Origin of the sequence: Cohnella fermenti, assembly GCF_004801405.1 — a bacterium.
In the GTDB taxonomy this organism is placed as follows: domain Bacteria; phylum Bacillota; class Bacilli; order Paenibacillales; family Paenibacillaceae; genus Cohnella; species Cohnella fermenti.
In genome coordinates, this window is sequence record NZ_SSOB01000016.1 from 28,273 (window position 1) to 46,443 (window position 18,171).

Annotated in this window: 23 protein-coding genes; 20 read left to right on the forward strand and 3 right to left on the reverse strand. The window is 59.1% G+C overall.

Features of this window, described 5'->3' with window-relative positions:
* Positions 1–190 precede the first annotated feature (190 nt).
* Entirely contained in the window at positions 191–1,783 is a 1,593-nt protein-coding gene (gene serA, locus E6C55_RS14070; protein ID WP_136370436.1) for a phosphoglycerate dehydrogenase, read from the reverse strand.
* A 237-nt stretch (positions 1,784–2,020) separates the two neighbouring features.
* A complete protein-coding gene (locus tag E6C55_RS14075; RefSeq protein ID WP_136370437.1) occupies positions 2,021–2,941 on the reverse strand; it encodes a hypothetical protein in 921 nt (306 codons plus the stop codon).
* A 99-nt stretch (positions 2,942–3,040) separates the two neighbouring features.
* Here E6C55_RS14075 and E6C55_RS14080 point away from each other — a divergent pair, with 99 nt between their 5' ends.
* Positions 3,041–3,640 (forward strand): CPBP family intramembrane glutamic endopeptidase, encoded by a 600-nt coding sequence (locus E6C55_RS14080; RefSeq protein WP_136370438.1) that lies wholly within the window; start codon positions 3,041–3,043, stop codon positions 3,638–3,640.
* The gene (locus tag E6C55_RS14085) at positions 3,637–3,927 is read left to right on the forward strand and encodes a hypothetical protein (protein ID WP_136370439.1); all 291 of its coding nucleotides are present in this window, start codon (positions 3,637–3,639) and stop codon (positions 3,925–3,927) included. The genes E6C55_RS14080 and E6C55_RS14085 overlap by 4 nt, the downstream gene beginning before the upstream one ends.
* Here E6C55_RS14085 and E6C55_RS14090 read toward each other — a convergent pair.
* Entirely contained in the window at positions 3,918–4,820 is a 903-nt protein-coding gene (locus tag E6C55_RS14090) for a polysaccharide deacetylase family protein (protein ID WP_136370440.1), read from the reverse strand. The genes E6C55_RS14085 and E6C55_RS14090 overlap by 10 nt on opposite strands.
* Positions 4,821–5,010: 190 nt before the next feature.
* Between E6C55_RS14090 and E6C55_RS14095 the strand changes: the two genes are divergently transcribed.
* From E6C55_RS14095 to E6C55_RS14175, 18 genes are all read left to right on the forward strand, one after another.
* A complete protein-coding gene (locus tag E6C55_RS14095) occupies positions 5,011–5,352 on the forward strand; it encodes a hypothetical protein (protein ID WP_136370441.1) in 342 nt (113 codons plus the stop codon).
* A gap of 196 nt (positions 5,353–5,548) precedes the next feature.
* Positions 5,549–6,151 carry a genetic competence negative regulator gene (locus E6C55_RS14100; protein WP_136370442.1) on the forward strand — a complete coding sequence of 201 codons (603 nt, stop codon included), beginning with the start codon at positions 5,549–5,551 and terminating at the stop codon, positions 6,149–6,151.
* A 205-nt stretch (positions 6,152–6,356) separates the two neighbouring features.
* Entirely contained in the window at positions 6,357–7,055 is a 699-nt protein-coding gene (gene prsW, locus E6C55_RS14105) for a glutamic-type intramembrane protease PrsW (RefSeq protein ID WP_136370443.1), read from the forward strand.
* Between the two features lie 62 nt (positions 7,056–7,117).
* Complete coding sequence (locus E6C55_RS33820; protein ID WP_168735637.1) at positions 7,118–7,273, forward strand: hypothetical protein; 156 nt, start codon at positions 7,118–7,120, stop codon at positions 7,271–7,273.
* 85 nt (positions 7,274–7,358) lie between these two features.
* Positions 7,359–8,723: a germination protein YpeB gene (gene ypeB / locus E6C55_RS14110; protein WP_136370444.1), complete on the forward strand. Its 1,365-nt coding sequence runs from the start codon at positions 7,359–7,361 to the stop codon at positions 8,721–8,723.
* Between the two features lie 156 nt (positions 8,724–8,879).
* Positions 8,880–9,533, forward strand: a complete 654-nt coding sequence (locus E6C55_RS14115; RefSeq protein ID WP_168735638.1) for a flagellar brake protein — start codon at positions 8,880–8,882, stop codon at positions 9,531–9,533.
* A 6-nt stretch (positions 9,534–9,539) separates the two neighbouring features.
* A complete protein-coding gene (locus E6C55_RS14120) occupies positions 9,540–9,743 on the forward strand; it encodes a hypothetical protein (protein WP_136370446.1) in 204 nt (67 codons plus the stop codon).
* A gap of 118 nt (positions 9,744–9,861) precedes the next feature.
* On the forward strand, positions 9,862–10,566 hold the full coding sequence (cmk, locus tag E6C55_RS14125; protein ID WP_136370570.1) for a (d)CMP kinase: 705 nt from the start codon (positions 9,862–9,864) through the stop codon (positions 10,564–10,566).
* A gap of 3 nt (positions 10,567–10,569) precedes the next feature.
* Positions 10,570–11,166, forward strand: a complete 597-nt coding sequence (locus E6C55_RS14130; protein ID WP_136370447.1) for a lysophospholipid acyltransferase family protein — start codon at positions 10,570–10,572, stop codon at positions 11,164–11,166.
* 139 nt (positions 11,167–11,305) lie between these two features.
* Positions 11,306–12,535, forward strand: coding sequence for a 30S ribosomal protein S1 (gene rpsA / locus E6C55_RS14135; RefSeq protein WP_136370448.1), 1,230 nt, complete (start codon positions 11,306–11,308; stop codon positions 12,533–12,535).
* A gap of 133 nt (positions 12,536–12,668) precedes the next feature.
* Entirely contained in the window at positions 12,669–13,286 is a 618-nt protein-coding gene (locus E6C55_RS14140) for a hypothetical protein (RefSeq protein WP_136370449.1), read from the forward strand.
* A 44-nt stretch (positions 13,287–13,330) separates the two neighbouring features.
* Positions 13,331–14,203, forward strand: coding sequence for a YIEGIA family protein (locus E6C55_RS14145; protein WP_230986690.1), 873 nt, complete (start codon positions 13,331–13,333; stop codon positions 14,201–14,203).
* Positions 14,196–14,375: a capping complex subunit for YIEGIA gene (locus E6C55_RS14150; RefSeq protein ID WP_136370451.1), complete on the forward strand. Its 180-nt coding sequence runs from the start codon at positions 14,196–14,198 to the stop codon at positions 14,373–14,375. The genes E6C55_RS14145 and E6C55_RS14150 overlap by 8 nt, the downstream gene beginning before the upstream one ends.
* Before the next feature lie 132 nt (positions 14,376–14,507).
* Positions 14,508–15,830: a ribosome biogenesis GTPase Der gene (gene der / locus E6C55_RS14155; protein WP_136370452.1), complete on the forward strand. Its 1,323-nt coding sequence runs from the start codon at positions 14,508–14,510 to the stop codon at positions 15,828–15,830.
* Between the two features lie 14 nt (positions 15,831–15,844).
* Entirely contained in the window at positions 15,845–16,462 is a 618-nt protein-coding gene (plsY, locus tag E6C55_RS14160) for a glycerol-3-phosphate 1-O-acyltransferase PlsY (RefSeq protein ID WP_136370453.1), read from the forward strand.
* Positions 16,452–17,474, forward strand: a complete 1,023-nt coding sequence (locus E6C55_RS14165; protein ID WP_136370454.1) for an NAD(P)H-dependent glycerol-3-phosphate dehydrogenase — start codon at positions 16,452–16,454, stop codon at positions 17,472–17,474. Before plsY ends, E6C55_RS14165 begins: the two co-directional genes overlap by 11 nt.
* A gap of 87 nt (positions 17,475–17,561) precedes the next feature.
* Entirely contained in the window at positions 17,562–17,837 is a 276-nt protein-coding gene (locus tag E6C55_RS14170) for a stage VI sporulation protein F (RefSeq protein ID WP_136370455.1), read from the forward strand.
* 140 nt (positions 17,838–17,977) lie between these two features.
* Positions 17,978–18,157, forward strand: a complete 180-nt coding sequence (locus tag E6C55_RS14175) for a DUF2768 family protein (protein WP_136370456.1) — start codon at positions 17,978–17,980, stop codon at positions 18,155–18,157.
* Positions 18,158–18,171 lie beyond the last annotated feature (14 nt).

Sequence of the window (18,171 nt, forward strand, 5' to 3'; positions counted from 1 at the left end):
CCTGCCCGTTTTCGAGCTGCGCCAATGTGGATTCTCACATAAAACCCGGATGTACGGCAGCATGGGCGGCTTCGGCAGCTCCGGCAGTCTCGACAGTATCGCGAATATAACAAAACTCGGGCCGCCCTGACGTCATAAATGACGTCGGGACGGCCCGAGTTGTTGTTCGCCGTCGAACTCCTGCCACGCTTTAGTAAAGCTGAATTTCCTTCGCGGTCACGAGGTCCGTCAGATCCGCGACTTGGGCGATAACGTCCTTCGGAACCGCCTTGTCGACACCGAGAACCATGATGGCGGCACCGCCGACGAGCTTCCGGCCGACCTGCATCGTCGCAATGTTGACGTCGTTGCTGCCGAGCAGCGTGCCGACGCGGCCGATGATGCCCGGCTTGTCATTGTGCGAGATGAGGAGCAGATTGCCTTCCGGAGCGACGTCGACCGGATACTGGTCGATCTGCGTGATGCGGGCGCCGAATCCGTTCAGCAGGGCGCCGGCAACGGTGCGCTCTTCCTTGTCGGTGCGCAGCGTTACGGATACAAGGTTCGTGAAGCCCTTGCTGGCGTGGGACTTGTTCACGACGATGTTCACGCCGCGCGTCTTGGCCAGGTGCATCGAATTAACCGCGTTGACCTGGTCGGAGCCGAGGTGATGAGCCAGCACGCCTTGAACGATATAGCGAGTCAGCGGCTGCGTGTCGACGTCCGCGAGCTCGCCGGAGCAACCGACCACAATCTCCTTGACCGGGCCCGAAGCGATCTGGGCCGCGAAGCTGCCGAGCTTCACGCCGAGCGGGAAGTACGGCTCCAGCTTGGACAGCACGTCCGCCGGGACGGGCGGCATGTTGACCGCATTCTTGTACGGCTCGCCGCGAAGAATGTGGAGCAATTGCTCGGACACGTCGATCGCGACGTTCTCTTGCGCTTCCACGGTGGAGGCGCCAAGGTGCGGAGTCACGATGATCTTCGGGTGCGAGAGGAACGGGTGCTCCTTCGTCGGCGGTTCTTCCTCGAACACGTCGAATGCGGCTCCGGCAACGATGCCGGCGTCGATCGCCTCAACGAGAGCCAGCTCGTCGATGATGCCGCCGCGTGCGCAGTTGATGATGCGGACGCCCTTCTTGATGCGGGAGAACTGTTCTTTGCCGATCATGTGGCGGGTCTCCGGCGTCAGCGGCGTGTGCACCGTAATGAAGTCGGCCTCGCGGACGACGTCCTCGACGGAGGCGAGCTTCACGCCGAGCTTCTCGGCGCGCTCTTCGGTCAGGAACGGATCATAGCCGAGCACGGTCATGCCGAACGCCTTCGCGCGCGCAGCCACTTCGCTGCCGATGCGGCCCATGCCGAGAACGCCCAGCACCTTGTTGCGAAGCTCGACGCCGACGAACGACTTGCGGTCCCATTCGCCGCCGACGGTCTTCAGATAGGCTTGAGGAATATGGCGGGCGAGCGCCATCATCATCGCGAAGGTATGCTCGCAAGTGGTGATAGTGTTGCCGTCCGGAGCGTTGATGACGACGATGCCGCGCTTCGTGGCGGCTTCGAGGTCGATGTTGTCGACGCCAACGCCGGCGCGTCCGATCACCTTCAATTGCTTGCCTGCAGTCATGATTCGTTCGGTCACGCGTGTCTGGCTGCGAACAAGAAGAGCGTCGTATTCGCCGATGATCTGAACGAGTTCGTCTTCGGAAAGTCCGGTCTTCTTGTCGATGGAGATGTCGGACGCCTCAACAAGAAGCGAAATGCCCAGATCGCTGATCGGGTCCGATACCAACACTTTAAACATTTGAAAGCCCCCTAAGCTTATTAAATGTAGAAATCACTCCAGGCGGCGCCCATCGCATCCAAGCGAAGAACGTTACGCCGAGAGTGATGCCGTGAACGGATGAATGATGCTGCATTTAGCAAACGTGCATAAAGAAAGCTTGTCTGTCTTTCCATAACGTAACTCATTTTATAGCAATAATACAGACAAAAGCAATGGCTAAAATCGCACATTGCTTCTGACGTTGCGCTTATTCTGTCAGCTCGCGGAGAAGAACGGAAGCTGCGGCAGCATCTGCGAGCCGTAGAACCTTGACTTCTGCTGCAGGAAATCCCCGTCCCGCACGGCGTCCGTTCTCGTCAGCAGGTCCGCCACGGAGCCCATCGTCTTGAGCTTCATTGTCTCGGCCTGACCGGAGGCGAGGAAGCCGTCGATTCGGGCGGTCAGGTCCTGCGGAAGGAAACTTCCCGTCAGCGATTGCTCCTCCATATACTTGGCCGAGAGCAGGTTCTTGGTGATGAGCGGAAGGGACTTCCACTCGGACAGCTCGAGAAGCGTCTTGGCCTGCGAATCGTAATCCGTCGTCATGTCGACGATGGAGGCCCACTTGGCCATCGACCGATAGTACGCCGTCTGACCCGCCAGCGCCATCTTCACGGCTTCCTTGTAGAAGGCGTCCTTCTTGATCTGGCTGAGCAGGATGGAGCCGGTTCCTTCATTCGCGCTGGAGGCGAACGAGGAGAGGCTGTTGATGTACAGCTTAAGGCTCTTCAGGTAATCGTCCTGAGCCTCCTGCAGCAGCGGCGATACGGGCGGGATATAGGCGATCTTCGCCGAATCGTACTGCGCGGAAGCGAGCTTGACGAGCTCCTTGATCGCGGAGGAGCGGTCGGCGGATTCCACGGACAGCCACTTCCGCTCGGCTTCGTTCCATTCGTTGACGAATTCCCGATAGGGCAAAAATACGGTATGATAGAAAGACACCAGGTCCTGCAGGGAGTAAGCGTTCGGTGAAGCTTCGACTTCTTCGTGCGCGGCGGCAGACTCTTGCTGCGTGCCGTCGTTCGCTCGTTCGGTGCCGACTTGGACGCCGTAGAAGAAGGCAGCGACCGCTACGACGAGCATAAAAAGAAATCCCAATGCGAATAAAATATCGGTGCGAGCTAGGCGTTTGTCCATCGGTAACTCCTCTTTGCGGTCAATTGGTAGAATCGGGCATAGACTTGGCAGAGCACAAAACGTTGCACAACACAAAACTTGAAACGAATCAGAGGGCAAATGAAAAAATTCGACATCCGCAACATCAAGGTGCGCAAGGTAGACATCGGGCAGCTCGACGATCGTCTCTTGCTTATCAATTTGTATTTGACGCAACTGATTACTTTCATTATCGGTTTCCTATGGGTAATTTTACAGGGCAGAAACGTGATAAATTTGTTCCGGTTGCCGGAGACCCCCGAATTCCTGTATTGGGGGGCGGCGCTCGCGGCGATTATCGTCCTGTTCGACATCGCGATCTCCAGGTGGGTGCCCGAGCAGGCAATGGACGACGGCGGCGTGAACGAGAAGATGTTCCGCAAGCGGCCGCTCTGGCACATCGTTCTGATCTGCCTCGTCGTCAGCGTCTGCGAGGAGCTGCTGTTCCGCGGCGCGATCCAGCACGCGATCGGAGCTTATTGGACGAGCATCCTGTTCGCGGCCATTCACGTCCGCTACTTAAAACATTGGATCCCGACGGGCATGGTGTTCGGCATCAGCTATTCGCTCGGATGGGTTCAGGATCATACCGGAACGATATGGGCCCCGATCGCCGCGCACTTCGTCTTCGACTTGATCATGGGGCTGATCATTCGGTTCCGGAAGGAGACGGACCGATGAGCGGGCAAGATCGTTCGGGTACCTGGGAGCGTTACATGGAAGCGAAGCGGCAAGCCTTCTCCGAGGAGGAGCGGACGGGCGAGCCTCGGACGCTCGAGGAGCTCGAGGAGGCGATCGCCAGAGCGGCGGAGTCGTCCGGCATTCCGGAGACGGGCATGCCGCCCAGAGCGTCGGTCCACCCCTCGAACAAAGGCTCCTGGAGCCGCTGGTTCTACCGGCTGCTCGTGCTCGTCTTCTTCGCTCTGGTCGCGGGCCTCATCTGGTGGGGCAACCGCAGTCAAGGCTGATCGGAGACGTCGATGAGGCCCGGATCGACGAAGGAGTAGCCCTTGTCCTCAAGCGTCGTCAGAACGCTGTCCAGAGCTTCCGCCGTCCATGACAGCTCATGCATCAGAATGTTGCTGCCGGCGTGCAGTTGATCGGTAATGTTCCGAGTGATGGCGGCCGTCTTGTCCTTGATCTTGTCGCCGCTCATCTCCCAGTCGAGGGAGCCGTCGGACCATGTCATATACAGCAGGCCGAGCTCCTTCGCGATCGCATGGGTGTCCGCGTTCCCGGACCCGTGGGGAGGGCGGAAGAACACAGGAGGAGAGCCGACCGTAGCCTTCACGATATCCTGAACGTCGCTTAGCTGCTTGCGGATCGTATCGGCCGACTCCTTGCCGAGCTGGATGTGGTCCCACGAGTGATTGCCGATCGTCTGTCCGCGATCGAATATCTCCTGGAGCAGCTCGGGATGCTTCTTGACCCGGTAACCGTTGACGAAGAAAATAGCCTTCGCATGGTGCTTGTCCAACGTGTCGAGGATGGGCGCGAGTGTAGTCGAATCCTTCGGCCCGTCGTCGAAGGTGAGAAGGACGACCTTGCGTTCCGTCTTGTCCTTGTCGATCGGAACGATATCGTAGTTGGCGTTCATGCGGTACAGCGGCACCCCGTTATCCGCCGCCGATGACGGTTCCGCGGACTCCTCGGAAGAGGCGGAAGCGGCCGGGGCGGACGAAGCGGCTTCGGCTGCCGGCGCGGAAGGCAGGGCAGGCGATGCCGAAGCGGAGGGCGCCTGCGTCCCGGCGCTCGAGGCGGCGGTAGGCAGCGAGGCCCGATCTTCGGAATTCGAATGGCCGCAAGCGGACAGGGCGTAGAGCAGAACGGGAATGGCTGCAGCGGCGGATAAGCGGCGCATGGCATCTGAGCTCCTTCATCTAAGTAGTGGGATTGTCCGTGTGCTACTGCTGATCATAGCATAACCCGATCCGGCGGGGTACGGTGCGTCTTCCTTAATTTGTTGGAGGATGAGCTTCGCAGATCCGGCCACACTACACGATGAAGGCCAATAGGCCGCACTATTTGTACCACGGGCAGGAGGGCGTATGATGAAGACGACGACATTCTTGATGGGCGCTTTGGCGGGGGCGACCCTCGTGATGATCGCCCGGCGCAGCCGGATGGTCAACGCAGCCGCCGGCATGGTCGGAGAGCATATGAAGAGCCGATGGAGCGGGATGAAGGAGGATGCCATCGGCCGGATGGTGACCCGGAAATTCGGGGGCAAAGATAATTCTTCGGCAAGAGGCCGCGACTCCCATTCCCGTTCGGAGCATGCGGATTCGCACCGGAGCGGCCTGTCCGAGCTGTCGCATCTGGCGGAGCGGGACCCGGACGTCAAGGAGGCCATGGACGAGATTTTCTCCCGCGGCGGAGAGCACCGGAATTAAGCCAACATCTGAAAAAATCGGCATCCTTCGCTTCCAGAATTGAAGCCGGGTGCCGATTTTTTCATTTCGTTGGTTTTCCCTAGTGCAATTCATAGGGAGAAGTGATAAAATGCTGTAAAAGCAAAAAACACTCACACATTATATGCCACGTCATACGCTGATATCACCCATCGTGTGCAGAAGGGAGGATCCTGTCATGAGGATGGAGCGGCTTAGCCAAGACAAGATTAGGATTTTCCTTACCTTTGACGACTTGACGGAACGCGGAATTCAGAAGGAAGACATGTGGCGGGAGATTCCGAAGGTTCACGAGCTGTTTAGCGAGATGATGGATCAAGCCTACAGCGAGCTGGGCTTCGACGCTTCGGGGCCGCTTGCAGTCGAGGTATTCGCAATGCCTGCCCAAGGAATGGTCGTCATCGTCACAAGAGGCAAGGTCGACAAGGATTCCGATTCTTCGTCGGACGACGAGATCGACGAAGAAGTGTACGAAATGGAAGTTACGCTCGAACAGAGCGAAGCCATCATATATCGATTCCGGGATATTGAAGACGCCATCGGTGCGGCCAAGATGCTTAGTGCGCACCTGACGGAAGAGGGCCGAATGTATCGTTACCAGAATCATTGGATCCTCTGCTTCGATCCCGCCAGTCTCGAGTCGGGAAGCTATCATGCGCTTATCGCCGTTCTCGCCGAATTCGGGGAAGCGACTTCCGTTACGCCGGCCGTTCTGGAGGAATACGGCAAGCTCGTCATCGGATCGAACGCCGTCAAGGTGCTCGCCGACAACTTCTCCTGAGATTGGCGCACAAGGCCGATTCGGGAATCGCCAGCAGTACGCCATGCGAACAAGTCGCGAGCGAGCGCAAGCCGCCGTACGCGATTTGTTCGTTTTTTGTTCACGATATCCGGATTCGGAAGAGGAACTTGGTCCCATGGGGATGTCGGGAAGGCCGCTCCGTTGTATAATGGGGATATGTATGAGAAAGGGGGGAGGGCGCAGAGTGCTACTCTTGTCAGTGCTCGCAGCAGCCATCGCTCCAGGGGTCGCGTTGCTTGCCTACTTCTACTGGAAGGATCGTTATGACGCGGAACCGCTGCATGTCGTCATGAAGCTCTTCTTGGCCGGCGTCCTGATCGTGCTGCCGGTCATGATCATACAGCGAGGCTTGATGCTCTGGATGGGCGACGATTCGCCCGTGGCCTTCTCGTTCGTCATCTCGGCGGGCGTGGAGGAGTTCGTCAAGTGGTTCGTGCTGTTCCACATCATCTATAATCACACCGAATTCGACGAGCCCTACGATGGCATCGTCTACGCGACGGCCATCTCGCTCGGCTTCGCGACGGTCGAGAACGTCCTGTACGCCTTCACCGAGCAGGCTACCTTCGGCATGCTGCTCAGCCGAGCGCTGCTTCCGGTGTCCGGCCACGCGCTGTTCGGCGTCTATATGGGCTATTCGCTCGGAAGGGCGAAGTTCTCTACCGGACGAGCCGTCAAGCTCCACCTGGCGATCTCCTTGCTCACGCCTTGGTTCGTTCACGGCTTGTACGACTTCTTGATGCAGACGGTTCCGTCCGATTGGCTGTGGGTGGTCGTGCCGTTCATGGTGGTGCTCTGGCTGCGCGGCATCCGCAGCGTCAATCGGGCCAATGCCCGATCGCCGTTCCGCTGGATCAAGCGCGAGGAAGAGATTAAATTCTGACAAGCCTGACCATACTTCCTAGTATCGGCCTCGAAGCCGGAAGCGGGTTGGAGGGAATGGGATTGTCGTCGCTAAGAGTTAAAGTAACGATTCGCTGCAATTGGTGCGGCGAGAAGTTCGTCCTCCGGGGACGAAGGGACCGCGGGCGCATCGATACCGGGTTCAAGATGTGCGTCTGCAGCAATGCGGACGATTTCGCCATCGAAGAGAAGTGCTAGAATGCCGCCGCATGAATAAAGTCGGCCTCCTCATCCCACACTAACGCCGAAATGCAGTATGGGAATGAAAGGGGTCGGCTTTTGCATGTATGCGCGTCTTAGCTCGGTTCTGTTCCCCATCGCGGCGATCTTGCTGGTCGGTTCGCTGATCTGGGGCTACCAGGAGCATCAGGAGAAAAACTCGGTGCTGATCAAGGCGGAGAATCAGTACCAACGTGCGTTCCACGACTTGACGAACCATATGTCACGCCTGCAGGACGAGCTTGGGCAGACCCTTGCCGTCAATTCCGTCTCCCAAGGGGCCCAGCGCAAAGGGCTGGTCAAGGTATGGAGACTGACGAGCGAAGCCCAGAACGAGGTCAACCAGCTTCCGCTCGCGCTCTTGCCGTTTAATCAGGCGAGCGACTTCCTGTCCCGCATCTCCGACTTCGCTTATTCGACATCGGTGCGGGATCTGACCAAGCAGCCGCTGACGAATGACGAATTGAAGACGATGAAGTCCTTGTACGCCAAGGCTTCGGACATCAACAAGGATCTCGACAAGGTCGAGAGCGCGGTGCTCTCGGACCGTCTGCGCTGGATGGACGTCGAGGTGGCGATGGCGAGCAAGGACGAGCCGGGAGGCAGCACGATCATCGACGGCTTCAAGGCGGTCGACAAGAAGATCGGATCGTACCCCGAGAACGATTGGGGACCGTCTTCGATGTCGACCAAGAGCAAGAAGACGGTGCAGATGCTGACCGGTCCGGACACCTCCTCGGACGAGATCAAGCAGAAGGCGCTCTCCTTCCTCGGTACGCGCGCCTTCTCGGACAAGGAGTCGGAGGTGAAGGTCGAAGAGACCGGCACGAAGACGCAGATGCCGATCTACTCGGTCACGATCAAGAGCAAGAACGGAGATCAGCTCTCTCTCGACTACACCCGCAAGGGCGGGGAGCTTCTGTGGTACATGAACCCCCGGAAGGTCGCCGTGCGGAAGCTGAGCCTCGACGAGACGAGGAACAAGGCGTCCCAATTCCTTCTTCGGCACGGCTACAAGGACATGACGCCGATCACGTACGATCAGTACGATCACGTCTCGGTGTTCACGTTCGTCAGGCAGCAAGACAATGTCAAGGTCTATCCGGACAAGGTGACGGTTCGCATCGCCATGGACAACGGGGAGGCGGTCGGCCTGCAGGCCAAGGACCATGTCTTCGCGGAGAAGACGACGAAGCTGGCCGCTCCGAAGATCGCGAAGCAGGAGGCCGCCAAGGTGCTCCATCCGGAATTCAAGGTGCAGGGCTACAGCTTGTCGCTGATCGAGAACGAAGAGAAGAAGCAAGTGCTCTGCCATGAATTCGTCGGCAAGGTCAACGGTTCGAGCTATCGGATGTACATCAATGCCGACACGGGCGTCGAGGAATCGATCGAGAAGATTCCCGAATCGGCCAAGGCGCTGCTGAAGTAACGGAAGAACGAATGCCCGGCCGCCTTAAGCTTGCCCCAAGCGAGAGGCGGTTTTTTCTTCAAAAGGACGGTGCCGCACTTCCCGCTTGCGTGGTATAATTGGACAAAAACCGTGCGAATTCGCATGGAAGATGCCGCGCGAGTTGGAGGGTTCAGGGTGCTTCCCAAAGTTAATCAGACCATGTTCTTGCAAATATCCGGCGAAGCCGGCCAGGATCAAGCGCCCACTTATCGATCCCGAATCGCGGACTTGACCGCGGAATCGATCTTTATCGAAATTCCGATGAACGAAGAGACCAAACGGTATTATCGCACCCAGCCCGGGGAGCAGATGACGGCCAGCTACTATACGGCCGACGGCGTCAAACATCAATTCACGACCGTTGTCAGAGGCATCGCCAAGGACGTCGTCACGCTGATCGAGATCCGCATGCCGCATCCGGACGAGATCTCGAAGGAGCAGCGGCGCAGCTTCCTGCGGGTAGAGACGGAGCTTGAGATCGCGGTGAGACTCGGCGAGAAGGTGCGCTTCACGGCATTGACGGCGGATGTCGGCGGCGGCGGCATCTCGTTCCGCTGCGAGCGCAAGTGGCCGATCGTCAAGGGAATGAAGCTGAACTGCTGGCTGCTCGTCCCCTTCCGCACGAATACCGTCACGCACGCCCAGTTCATCGGCGAGGTCGTCCGGGTGAACGAAGTGGAGCCGAAGCATTACATGGTTATGATGAGGTTCGACGACATTCAGGACTCGGAGCAGCAGAAGGTCATCCGCTATTGCTTCGAGCGACAACTCGACATGCGCAAGGACTGATGATCCGTGAGGAATCGCTCAAGCGCCCCGAATCGGGACGAAGATTGGCTGAAGCGGGGAAGCCGCATCCTGCTCCGGACCGCGGCTTGGCTTGCGGTCGCGCTGCTCGTCGCGCAGATTGCGCTTCGGCTCCCGCTGCTTAGACATCATCTGACGAATACGGACGAATGGGAAGGGATTCCTTACGTTTCGAGCCGCAGCGTTCGCTGATTGCGCTTGTTTTTGCATTCGCGGGGCGGGCTGTGGTATAATTTTCTCATCCGCGGCAGGCAGCGCCTGCCTGCTTTTTTCTTAACGGTAGTTGATTAGGAGGCTCTTGTCTTACACTATGGGAGTTCAGTCGAGTCACCGAATCAATATTGCGATCGACGGGCCGGCCGGAGCCGGCAAGAGCACCGTAGCCCGTCTCGTCGCTAACGCGCTCCAGTATATCTATGTCGATACGGGAGCGATGTACCGGGCAGTCACTGCGATTGCCTTGGAACGCGGATTGTCTTCGGAGCAAGAGGCGGAGATCGGCCTTCTCGCTCGCGAGCTTGCGATCGAGCTTCTTCCGGGAGACGACGGTCAGCGCGTGCTGGCAGGCGGAAGCGATATCACCGCCAAGCTTAGAACCCACGAGGTCAACCGGAACGTCTCGGCCGTCTCGGCCATCGAGGCGGTGCGTCGGCGAATGGCGGACCTTCAGCGGCGAATGGCCGATTCGAAGGGCGTCGTCATGGACGGCAGAGATATCGGTACCCATGTGCTTCCGGACGCCGAGCTCAAGGTGTTCCTGACCGCTTCGCCGAGAGAGAGGGCGCTGCGGCGGTTCAAGGAGCTGGGGGACAACCCGGGCATCACGCTTGATCAACTGGAGATCGATATCGCCGAGCGGGACCGGAAGGACCAAGAGAGGGAATTCGCGCCTCTCCTGCAAGCGCCGGACGCGAGGTACCTCGATTCGACCGGGCTGTCCGTTCAGGAGGTCGCGGATCGAATCTCGGAATGGGGAAGAGCTGCGACGAGAACCATTTCGGCGGGGGAGAAGTAAATTATGCTATACGGGTTTGCCAGATCATTGTTGCGTGCCTTCTTCAAGGTCGCGTTCCGGTTCGAAGCCAGAGGCGTCTCCAACATTCCGAAGGACGGCGCCGTGGTGCTCGCAAGCAATCATAAGAGTTTATTCGATCCCATTACGTTAGGCATCGCCGTCCCTCGCATGGTTCACTACATGGCGAAGGAAGAGCTGTTCCGCATCCCGGTGTTCGGTGCCGCGATTCGGGCGGTCGGCGCCTTCCCGGTCAAGCGCGGCGGCGTCAGCAAGGAAGCGATTCGCACCGCGATCAACCTTCTTCGCGAAGGCAAGGTCATGGGAATCTTCCCGGAGGGCACCCGGAAGGGAGAGCGGGTCGAAGGCGTGGCGATGGGCAAGCGAGGCGCGATCAGCATGGCGGTCAGGGCCGGCGCCGCAGTCGTTCCGGTCGCTCTCGTCGGAGAGTACCGTTGGTTCCGCAAGATGGTTGCCATCTATGGCGAGCCGCTCGATCTCTCGCCGTATCTGGTGAAGGGCGAAGAGGATCTGGACGCCGCGACCGACGAATTGATGGCCCGGATTCGCGAGTTGCTTCGCACCGGCAAGCCGACGAACTGACGGCGAATCGGTTCGGCATGAATGATTAGCCGGAATATCCATCATACTACGGGTATAATTGGGTTAACTAAGAGCGATTTAAACGCCGCGAACGAAGCGGGTTTAAATAAAGTTGGGGTAGATCTGAGGAGGTATTTTCATGTCTGAAGAAATCAATGTTCAGGATTCGGCTTCCGAAGCGGTAAGCCAGGATGCGCTCGAGAATGTCGTATCCATCAAGAAGGGCGACACCGTCAAGGGAACGATCGTCAAAATCGATGATAACCAAGCGTTCGTTAGCCTTGGATATAAATACGACGGCGTCATTCCGCTTCGCGAACTGTCTTCCGTAAGCCTGGATAACGCTTCGGAAGCCGTTCAACTCGGCCAAGAAGTCGAAGCGAAGGTAGTCAGCATCAACGATGCGAAGGAGAGCCTCGTTCTCTCCAAGCGTCAGATCGACAGCACGAAGGCTTGGGATGAGCTTCAAGCGAAGTTCGACAACGGCGAAGTGCTTGAAGTAACGATCGCAGACGTCGTTAAGGGCGGCCTGGTCGCCGACATCGGCGTTCGCGGCTTCATCCCGGCTTCGATGGTCGAGCGCCACTTCGTGGAAGACTTCTCCGGCTACAAGGGTCGCACGATTCGCGTGAAGATCAAAGAGATCGACCGCGAGAACAACAAGGTGATCCTGTCCGCCAAGGAAGTTCTGGAAGCGGAATACGAAGCGCAGAAGCAAGAGATCATGGCAAGCCTCGTTCCGGGTCAAGTGATCGAAGGAACGGTTCAACGCCTGACTCCGTTCGGCGCGTTCGTGGACATCGGCGGCATCGACGGCCTCGTGCACGTATCCGAGATCGCTTGGACACACGTGGCTCATCCGGCCGACGCTGTATCCGAAGGACAAAGCGTGACGGTCAAGGTTCTCAAGGTCGATCCGTCGATCGGCAAGATCAGCCTGAGCATCAAGGCCGCGCAACCGGGTCCTTGGGAGACGGCTGCCGGCCAGTTCCAGACCGGCGAGATCGTAACGGGCGTTGTGAAGCGCCTCGTCAGCTTCGGCGCGTTCGTCGAGATCGCACCGGGCGTGGAAGGCCTCGTTCATATCTCCCAGATCGCGCATCGCCACATCGCGACGCCGTTCGAAGTGCTGAAGGAAGGCCAAGAAGTGAAGGCGAAGATTCTCGACTTCAACCCGGCCGAGAAGCGCGTCTCCCTCTCCATCAAGGAGACGGAAGAAGCTCCTCCTCGCGAAGAACGCGAACCGCGCGGCGATCGTGCTCCTCGCGGACCGCGTGCTCCGCGCGAGAACGTGGACCTGCCGCCGGCAGAGACGATGAGCTTCACGCTTGGCGAGAAGTTCGGCGACAAGCTGAGCAAGTTCAAATAAGTCCAATGACGATCAAGTCCCCGGAAGGATTCGCTTCCGGGGGCTTTTTTTGCGTGGAATGGCAAATACTAAGCGACGTCGGGCGGACGATGCCCGGAATGAGGTTCGCGGGAGCGGGGGAGGGGGAGAGAGGATGCAGCCCGGCTTGTTGTGCTTCGTCGTCTGGCTGGCGGCGCTGATTCTCTGGTGGTGCGGCTGGCGCAAGGAGCTTGCGTTCGGGGTGCCGGAATGGAGTGTCTCCTTATTCCTCGCCGCTTGGCCGTTCGCGTTCGGCCGTGTCGTTCCGCTCGGGACGCTTGCCGAAGTGAATCTCGGGCTCGTCCTGATTGCCGTTGCGGCGCTGGCCGCTTGCTTGCGCTTGGAGGCGGTGCGCCGCTGGACCGCGCTGGCCGCGGGATTGCTGCTCGGCTCCATCGCGTTGTTCCTCGGGAAGCTGGCATTCCTGCTCCCCTTCCTGCTCGCCGGGAATCCGGAATGGGCGATCGCGGCGCTGGTCGGGACGATTGCGGCTGTGCTTCTGCGCGATCCGCTCGAGCAATGGCTGGCCGTCAGCTTAGGAGCGATCGCAGCTCATCTGGCCGACGTCTGGCTTCACGCCGAGTCGCGAGGCTTCGCCATCCTTGGCGATTCCGACTGGATGGCCGGCTGGTGGCTTGCGATCGGATGCTCCCGGATCGTGTTCTACCTGCTGCAGAGGCTGGCGGCTGCCTGGAGCAGATTGACTTGGAGAGAAAGCGGGGAACGCTCGTGAATGCATGGCGGGTATTCGAACAATCGGATCTGACGGGCGTCGTGATGGGAACCGTTATCGGAGTGGCGACCCGATTCCTTATGCTGAAGAGCGACTACCGCCAATACCCGGCTTATCCGCACGGGAAGATCATTCACCTTGCGCTCGGCACGATCGCCGCAGCTCTCGGGTCGGTCGCGGTGCCGGCGCTGCTGAAGAAGGACTTCACGGCGATTACGTTCCTCGGCATGGCCGCACAGCAATTCCGCGAGGTGCGCAACATGGAGCGCAACACGCTGAGCGCGATCGACCAGCAGGAGCTCGTCCCGCGGGGGATTACTTACATAGAAGGCACGGCCGTCGTCTTCGAAGGCCGCAACTACTTGTCGATTCTGGCGGCCTTCCTGACGAGTTTGGGAGTCGCCTTGTTCGGCTGGATCGTCGGTGCGATCGTCGGCATTCTCTGCCTGTTGATCGTTATACGGTTCCGAAGAGGGAAGACGATCAAGGACGCGGCGACGATCGAGTTCGCGGAGGTCGAGGTGGATGGACCGGACGTCTCCGTCGGCGGGATCTACATGATGAATGTCGGGCTTGAAGACAATCAGAGAATCATCCGCGAGATCGGGATGGGCTTCGTGCTCACGCCGAGAAGCGACGATGCGAAGGTGACGATCTCGAACCTCGGGCAGCGCCAGGCGATTCTGCACGACGTGTCGGTGCGCCTTGGCGTCTATCGCGACGACGGGGAGCCGGCGCTGCTGCCGCTGGCCAAGCTCGACTTGCATTCCGGCCGGCTGGGCATTCTGCTGCTGCCGCGCGAGCACGACCGCGAGGTCGCGCTGAGGGCTGTCAGCGACGTTCCGCTGCTCGAAGCGGCGGTCCGGATGCCGACGGAAGCGAACCATCGCAAGGGAGGGGCGATGCCGAATGGCTAATATCGTGGCGGTCGTGACCAGCGACAGGACGAAGGCGGGCGGCGGCCTGCCTATCTTCTACGCGGGCGATGCGAAGGAGACGATGGCTCTGGCCGGGCTGATCGAGAAAATCGTTGACGCGGCCGCGCACCGGCTTGCCGAGGACCTGTACATTCTGGTGGATCGGCATTGAAGGCCGCCCTGACGCCGAAGGACGATTGAAAAGCAGGAGAGGGAAGGGGCAAGAAGAAGCGTTAGCCATTCCCGGATTTTTTTGTTATGATGATGGTTGTATGTATGATGAAGCTAATTGAGGAGTGAAGGCATGGCAAGACCCGTAATCGCCATCGTGGGGAGGCCGAATGTTGGCAAGTCCACGATTTTTAACCGGATTATCGGCGACCGGCTGGCCATCGTGGAGGACAAGCCCGGAGTGACCCGGGATCGTATCTATGGAACCGGAGAATGGAACGGCGTCGCGTTCAGCGTGATCGATACCGGCGGCATCGAGATCGACGGAGATGACGGCATGCTTCGTCTTATTCGTGTGCAGGCAGAGCTTGCGATCGAGGAAGCGGACGTTATCGTGTTCATGGTGGATGCCAAATCCGGAGTGACGAACTCGGACGATGAGGTGGCCCAGATTCTGTTCCGCTCTGGGAAGCCGGTTGTCGTTGCGGTCAACAAAGTGGATAACCTTCAACGGATGGACGATATTTATGAGTTCTACAGCCTGGGCTTCGGAGACCCGGTCGCGCTCTCGGGCTCTCACGGAATCGGGATCGGCGACTTGCTGGATGCGGCAGTCAAGCTGCTTCCGGTCAAGGAAGACCAGGAATATGACGACGACGTTATCAAGGTCGCCCTCATCGGCAGACCGAACGTCGGGAAGTCCTCGCTCGTCAATGCGATTCTCGGAGAAGAGCGCGTTATCGTCAGCGAGGTCGCCGGCACGACCCGCGATGCGATCGACACCCCGTTCGAGAAGGACGGACAGAAGTACGTGCTGATCGACACGGCGGGCATGCGCAAGCGCGGCAAGGTGTACGAGACGACGGAGAAGTACAGCGTCATGCGTTCGATGAAGGCGATCGAGCGTGCCGACGTTGCGCTGATCGTCATCAACGGCGAGGAAGGCATCATCGAGCAGGATAAGCATATCGCAGGCTACGCGCACGAGCTCGGCAAGGCATCGGTGTTCGTCGTCAACAAGTGGGATGCCGTGGAGAAGGACGAGAAGACGATGCAGAACTTCACGACCACCATCCGCGACCACTTCCTCTTCATGTCTTACGCGCCGATCGTGTTCCTGTCCGCCAAGACGAAGCAGCGCCTGCAGAAGCTGTTCCCGGTCATCGACCGCGTCGCGGAGCAGCATGCGATGCGCATTCCGACGCATGTCCTGAACGACATCGTATCCGATGCGGTGGCCGTGACGCCGCCTCCGACCGACAAGGGCAGAAGGCTGCGGATCAATTACGTCACCCAGGTGGCGGTCAAGCCGCCGACTCTGCTTGTGTTCGTCAACGATCCGGAGCTGATGCATTTCTCGTATGAGCGTTTTCTGGAAAATAAGATCAGGGCTGCGTTCGACTTCGAAGGAACGCCGCTGAGGCTGTTCACTCGGCGCAAGTCCGACCAAGAATAGGAGAGACTGCTTCCGTGACCGCATCCATTATCGCGATTGCGATCAGTTATTTGCTAGGCTCCGTATCGTTCAGCATCCTCATCGCGCGCTGGCTCATGAAGACCGATATTCGCCAACACGGCAGCGGCAATGCGGGAGCGACCAACACGCTCCGCGTGCTCGGCAAGGGGCCGGGGATCGCCGTGTTCCTGCTGGATATCCTGAAGGGAATTGTCGCCGTGCTGCTTGGCCGGTGGCTCGGCGGCGATTCCGATTGGGTGCCCGTTCTGTGCGGTCTGGCCGCGATTGCGGGCCATAATTGGCCGATCTACTTCCGCTTCAAGGGGGGCAAGGGAATCTCCACGACCGTCGGGGTTATGGCGAGCCTCTGCTTCATCCCGGTTCTTATCGCCGGCATCATCGCGATTATTATTATCGTTGTCACGCGTTATGTGTCGCTCGGCTCGATGCTGCTCGTCGTGCTTGTGCCGATCATTCTGGCGATCGGGGGCTGGAGCGCTCCTTATATCTGGGGCGCGGTCGTTATCGCCGTCCTGGCCATTGCGAGGCACCGGAGGAACATCGTCAAGCTTCTGAACGGAACCGAGAACAAGCTTGGCAGCGGGAAGAAGGGAGAGCCTCATGGAGCGTAAAGCCGTAACCGTGCTGGTCGCGGGAAGCTGGGGAACCGCTCTCGCCAGGGTGCTTGCGGACAACGGCCACGAGGTAACGCTCTGGACCCGCAATGCCAATCAGGCGAAGGAGATCAACGAAGAACGCAGCAATTCGCGGTTCCTTAAGGATGCCAAGCTGCCGGAAGGAATCATGGCCGTGACGGATCTCGCCTCGGCCGTGACGGGCGCGGCCGCCGTCGTGTTCGTCTCTCCGTCCTCCGCAACGCGGGAGGTCGCTCGCGCGGCCGCTCCGTTCCTGAGCCGCGATACGTTGATCGTTCACGCGACCAAAGGGTTCGAGACCGATACGATGAAGCGGATGTCCGTCGTGCTGTCGGAAGAGCTCGGGCGGCCCGAGGACGAGATCGTCGACCTGTCCGGCCCGAGTCATGCGGAAGAAGTCATCGAACGGCATCCGACGACGGTCGTCGTCGCTTCCAGGCGTCTGGATTGCGCCGAGGCGGCCCAGGACCTGTTCATGAACGATTCGTACTTCCGCGTCTATACGAATTCCGACATCGTCGGCGTCGAGACGGCGGGCGCCATCAAGAACATCATCGCGCTCGGGGCCGGCCTGTCCGACGGGCTCGGCTTCGGGGACAACGCGAAGGCGGCGCTCATCACCCGCGGCCTCGCCGAGATCGCGAGGCTCGGGAACGCGATGGGCGCGAACCCGATGACGTTCGCCGGCCTGGCCGGCGTCGGCGATCTTATCGTCACCTGCACAAGCCGGCACAGCCGGAATTGGCGAGCCGGCTCCATGCTGGCGCAAGGCCTCGCTCTCGAAGAAGTGCTGGAGCGGATGGGCATGGTCGTCGAAGGCGTTCGCACGACGAAGGCGGCGCAGCGGCTGGCCGAGCTTCATGACGTCGAGATGCCGATTACGCAGCAGTTGTACAAGGTGCTGTTCGAAGGCAAATCTCCTTCCGAGGCGGTCGGCGCCTTGATGGGACGCGTTCGCACGCACGAATACGAGAATTTAAACTTGTAGACGATCGCTTGTCGCCAGTCTGCCCGCCTACACCGTTTGGCCCTCCCCTTCATAGGATACAAGGCAGAATCCCGGAGGAGGGCGAATATGGACAAGAAATTTTCCAAGGACATTCTTGGCGCCGTCAACAAGAAGACGGGCAAAACGATATCCGAGAATTCGATCAAAAAAATCGCGGGAGGCGTCACGCCGAGCACGCTGCAGAGCGAAGCGCAAATCCGCCAGTTGATCAAGCAGGTGTCGTCGATGGCGGGCGTTCCGGTGTCGGAGGACACGGTCAAGGAGATCGTCGGCGCCGTCAAGAAGAGCGGGATGAACATCGACAGCATCGAAGGCTTGATGAAGATGATGATGAAGAGATAGCAATAGCACACGGTTCCTTGAATCGCGGAGATTCCCCGCCGGCGCCAGTCGCCTGCGGGGATTTCTTTTCATCACGAGTCGTAAATGGTATAATATTCAGGATTTTTATCAGGGTTCGCAGAAAGGGTAGAGTCGCGATTATGGATCCGATGATGAAGATGTGGGTCTCGTTTGTCGGGATCGGCTTGATGGTATTGGCGGCGGTCGTTGTGATGTTCGCGCGGGCGAAGACCAAGGGGGTTCTCCGCTTCGGCCTGTCGCTTGTCGCATTCGCCTGCCTGCTGTTCGGAATGCTCTGCGGATTCATCGCTATCGTATAAGAGAAGCCTACTCG

Coding starts and splice junctions, on each gene's coding strand:
- E6C55_RS14150 (WP_136370451.1), top strand. CDS start 14,196: ATGGCTAATATCGTGGCGGTCGTGACCAGCGACAGGACGAAGGCGGGC.
- der (WP_136370452.1), top strand. CDS start 14,508: ATGGCAAGACCCGTAATCGCCATCGTGGGGAGGCCGAATGTTGGCAAG.
- E6C55_RS14085 (WP_136370439.1), top strand. CDS start 3,637: ATGAGCGGGCAAGATCGTTCGGGTACCTGGGAGCGTTACATGGAAGCG.
- E6C55_RS14140 (WP_136370449.1), top strand. CDS start 12,669: ATGCAGCCCGGCTTGTTGTGCTTCGTCGTCTGGCTGGCGGCGCTGATT.
- E6C55_RS14130 (WP_136370447.1), top strand. CDS start 10,570: ATGCTATACGGGTTTGCCAGATCATTGTTGCGTGCCTTCTTCAAGGTC.
- ypeB (WP_136370444.1), top strand. CDS start 7,359: ATGTATGCGCGTCTTAGCTCGGTTCTGTTCCCCATCGCGGCGATCTTG.
- E6C55_RS14090 (WP_136370440.1), bottom strand. CDS start 4,820: ATGCGCCGCTTATCCGCCGCTGCAGCCATTCCCGTTCTGCTCTACGCC.
- E6C55_RS14170 (WP_136370455.1), top strand. CDS start 17,562: ATGGACAAGAAATTTTCCAAGGACATTCTTGGCGCCGTCAACAAGAAG.
- rpsA (WP_136370448.1), top strand. CDS start 11,306: ATGTCTGAAGAAATCAATGTTCAGGATTCGGCTTCCGAAGCGGTAAGC.
- E6C55_RS14075 (WP_136370437.1), bottom strand. CDS start 2,941: ATGGACAAACGCCTAGCTCGCACCGATATTTTATTCGCATTGGGATTT.
- E6C55_RS14080 (WP_136370438.1), top strand. CDS start 3,041: ATGAAAAAATTCGACATCCGCAACATCAAGGTGCGCAAGGTAGACATC.
- E6C55_RS14175 (WP_136370456.1), top strand. CDS start 17,978: ATGGATCCGATGATGAAGATGTGGGTCTCGTTTGTCGGGATCGGCTTG.
- cmk (WP_136370570.1), top strand. CDS start 9,862: ATGGGAGTTCAGTCGAGTCACCGAATCAATATTGCGATCGACGGGCCG.
- E6C55_RS14165 (WP_136370454.1), top strand. CDS start 16,452: ATGGAGCGTAAAGCCGTAACCGTGCTGGTCGCGGGAAGCTGGGGAACC.
- E6C55_RS14145 (WP_230986690.1), top strand. CDS start 13,331: ATGGGAACCGTTATCGGAGTGGCGACCCGATTCCTTATGCTGAAGAGC.
- E6C55_RS14095 (WP_136370441.1), top strand. CDS start 5,011: ATGAAGACGACGACATTCTTGATGGGCGCTTTGGCGGGGGCGACCCTC.
- E6C55_RS14100 (WP_136370442.1), top strand. CDS start 5,549: ATGAGGATGGAGCGGCTTAGCCAAGACAAGATTAGGATTTTCCTTACC.
- serA (WP_136370436.1), bottom strand. CDS start 1,783: ATGTTTAAAGTGTTGGTATCGGACCCGATCAGCGATCTGGGCATTTCG.